The sequence below is a fragment of the Leeuwenhoekiella marinoflava DSM 3653 genome (assembly GCF_900129005.1).
Taxonomy (GTDB): Bacteria; Bacteroidota; Bacteroidia; order Flavobacteriales; family Flavobacteriaceae; genus Leeuwenhoekiella; species Leeuwenhoekiella marinoflava.
In genome coordinates, this window is the sequence record NZ_FQUN01000040.1 from 1 (window position 1) to 2,544 (window position 2,544).

The window sequence follows — 2,544 nt, forward strand, 5'->3', positions numbered from 1 at the left end:
TGCAAAAATCGGGCATAGTATACCACCTTCGCCGGGCTAAAGTGAACCACCTAAATCGGGTCAATGTGAGCCGTCTTCGCCGGGCCAAAGTGAACCACTAGAAAGTCGATTCTATTTGTAAAAAGTCAAATGTCTTTTTTTGCTAAAAAGACGATGGCCAATAAACAAATAGATATGCGAAAAGTAAAACAGATATTCAAGCTCTACAGCGAGGGCGTAAGCAAGCGGCAGATAAGTTCAAGGTTAGGCCTATCACGCAACACCATTAGCAAATACATTGCTTTTTTCAAGCGCTACCAGCTTACAGATTATGAGGTCTCTTCAATGACTCTGGAAGAGCTGCATAAACTATTCAAATCAGACCAAAAACCAAAAAGCGAGCAGCTATTAACATTAGAAAAGTACTTCCCTTATTTTGACAAGGAACTGCGTAAAACGGGAGTGACCAGACAACTTCTTTGGCAGGAATATTACGCGAAACATCCTGATGGCTTTAAGATATCACAGTTCAAATATTGGTATAATGAATGGACCAAAGAAGTGTCTCCTGTTATGCACTTTACCCATAAAGCGGGTGATAAACTCTTTATTGATTACACAGGCAAGAAACTTACCATTGTAGACCGTCATACGGGAGAGTTACAAAATCTGGAAGTGTTTGTATGTGTACTGGGCAGTAGCCAATATACCTATGTAGAAGCCAGTGCGAGCCAGAAGAAGGAAGATTTTATACAGAGCGTAGAGAACGCACTCTGGTTTTATGGTGGTGTACCGCAGGCTTTAGTACCTGACAACCTTAGGTCGGCAGTTACCCAAAGCAGTAGTTACGAACCCAAAGTCAACGAAACTTTTGCTGACTTTGCCGAGTATTACGAAACTGCCGTATTGCCCACCAGAGCGTATAAACCCAGAGACAAAGCGATAGTTGAGAATGCCGTACGTATTATTTATACACGGGTTTTTGCCCCATTACGTCATCAAACCTTCCATAGCATACCCGAGATCAATGTGGCCATAGCCGCGCTGTTGGAAACCCACAATAAAATGTCCTTTAGGGGTAGGGAGTACTCACGATATTCATTATTCAAAGAAGTAGAAAAGCAAGAGTTAAAGCCTTTACCTTCAAAAAGGTATGAGGTCAAATCCTACGCCAATGGCACCGTGCATAAGAACAGCCATATCTACTTAAGTAAAGATAAACACTATTACAGCGTACCCTATAGACATATAGGAAAGCGTATTAAGATCATCTACTCCGACAGCCTGGTCGAGATATTCTATAAACTTGAACGATTAGCAGCACACCCCAGGGAAAGGAAGAAATATGCCTACACCACCATTAAGGAACACATGCCCTCGCACCACCGCTTTATAAGTGAATGGAGTAGCGAGAAGTTCATTGCATGGGCTGAGCATATTGGTATGAACTGTAAAGAATATATAATTAAGATACTTGACAAGAAACAACATCCCGAGCAATCCTATAAATCTTGTCTGGGCGTTTTACACCTGACTAAAAAAGTAGGTAATGCACGGTTGGAAAACGCCTGTAAAAGAGCCTTAGACTACGGGGCATACAATTATAATATCATCGAACGCATTCTTAAAAATGGATGGGACTCTTTAGATGAGGATACCGAATCAGAAATAGACATACCCAATCACCATAACATCAGGGGCGGTCATTATTACAAATAAAACAGGAACATTAAAACTACAGAAATGAATACACAAACATTAGAACAGATGAAACAATTAAGGCTGCACGGGATGCTCAGAGCCTTTAACACCAGTCTGTCCTCCCAGAGTATCGACTACACCAATGACGAGCTGATCGCTTACCTGATACAATCGGAGTGGGACGACAGGCACAACCGTAAGATAGAGCGTTTAACCAGATCGGCCAGGTTTAGGTATAGCGCCCTAATGGAGAACATTGATTATGATCCATCAAGGAAGATCAATAAAAACCAGATACAGCGTTTTGCCAGCTGTGACTTTGTAGCTCAGAATGATAATATACTCATTACAGGAAGCACGGGCGCAGGCAAGAGCTATATGGTATCAGCCATCGGCCATCAGGCTTGTTCCTTAGGGTACAAGGTACTGTACTTCAACACTACTAAACTATTTACGATGCTCAAAACATCAAAAGCAGATGGCTCTTATGCCAAGCAAATTGATAGAATTGAAAAGCAAGATCTGCTTATTCTTGACGACTTCGGTCTTAAAGGTCTGGACAACATAAACAGACACTCTTTTATGGAGATCATCGAAGACAGACACGGAAAAAAGTCAACTATAATCGCCTCTCAATTACCTGTCGAAGCCTGGCACGACATTATAGGAGAGCAAACCATTGCCGATGCTATATTAGATCGATTGGTACACACCGCCCACAGGATCGATATCAAAGGAGAATCCATGAGAAAAAAACTGAAAAATAAAGAGTAAATTTAACCACAAAGGAATCGACTTCCAGTACTTAGTTTGCTATGCTCACTTTCATCCGGCGAACGTGGTTCACTTTGACCGGCTTATCCA

The 2,544-nt window shown here is 41.7% G+C and carries 2 protein-coding genes; both read left to right on the top strand.

The window, feature by feature from the left end; genetic code table 11:
- The first annotated feature begins 174 nt into the window (after nucleotides 1-174).
- The gene (istA, locus tag BUB91_RS20575; protein WP_254796119.1) at nucleotides 175-1,698 is read left to right on the top strand and encodes an IS21 family transposase; all 1,524 of its coding nucleotides are present in this window, start codon (nucleotides 175-177) and stop codon (nucleotides 1,696-1,698) included.
- Nucleotides 1,699-1,722: 24 nt separating this feature from the next.
- On the top strand, nucleotides 1,723-2,454 hold the full coding sequence (gene istB, locus BUB91_RS20580; RefSeq protein WP_073101320.1) for an IS21-like element helper ATPase IstB: 732 nt from the start codon (nucleotides 1,723-1,725) through the stop codon (nucleotides 2,452-2,454).
- The last annotated feature ends 90 nt before the right edge of the window (nucleotides 2,455-2,544 follow it).

What these genes read in the sequence shown, in the direction of transcription:
- istA (WP_254796119.1), top strand. Translation starts at nt 175, where the DNA reads ATGCGAAAAGTAAAACAGATATTCAAGCTCTACAGCGAGGGCGTAAGC.
- istB (WP_073101320.1), top strand. Translation starts at nt 1,723, where the DNA reads ATGAATACACAAACATTAGAACAGATGAAACAATTAAGGCTGCACGGG.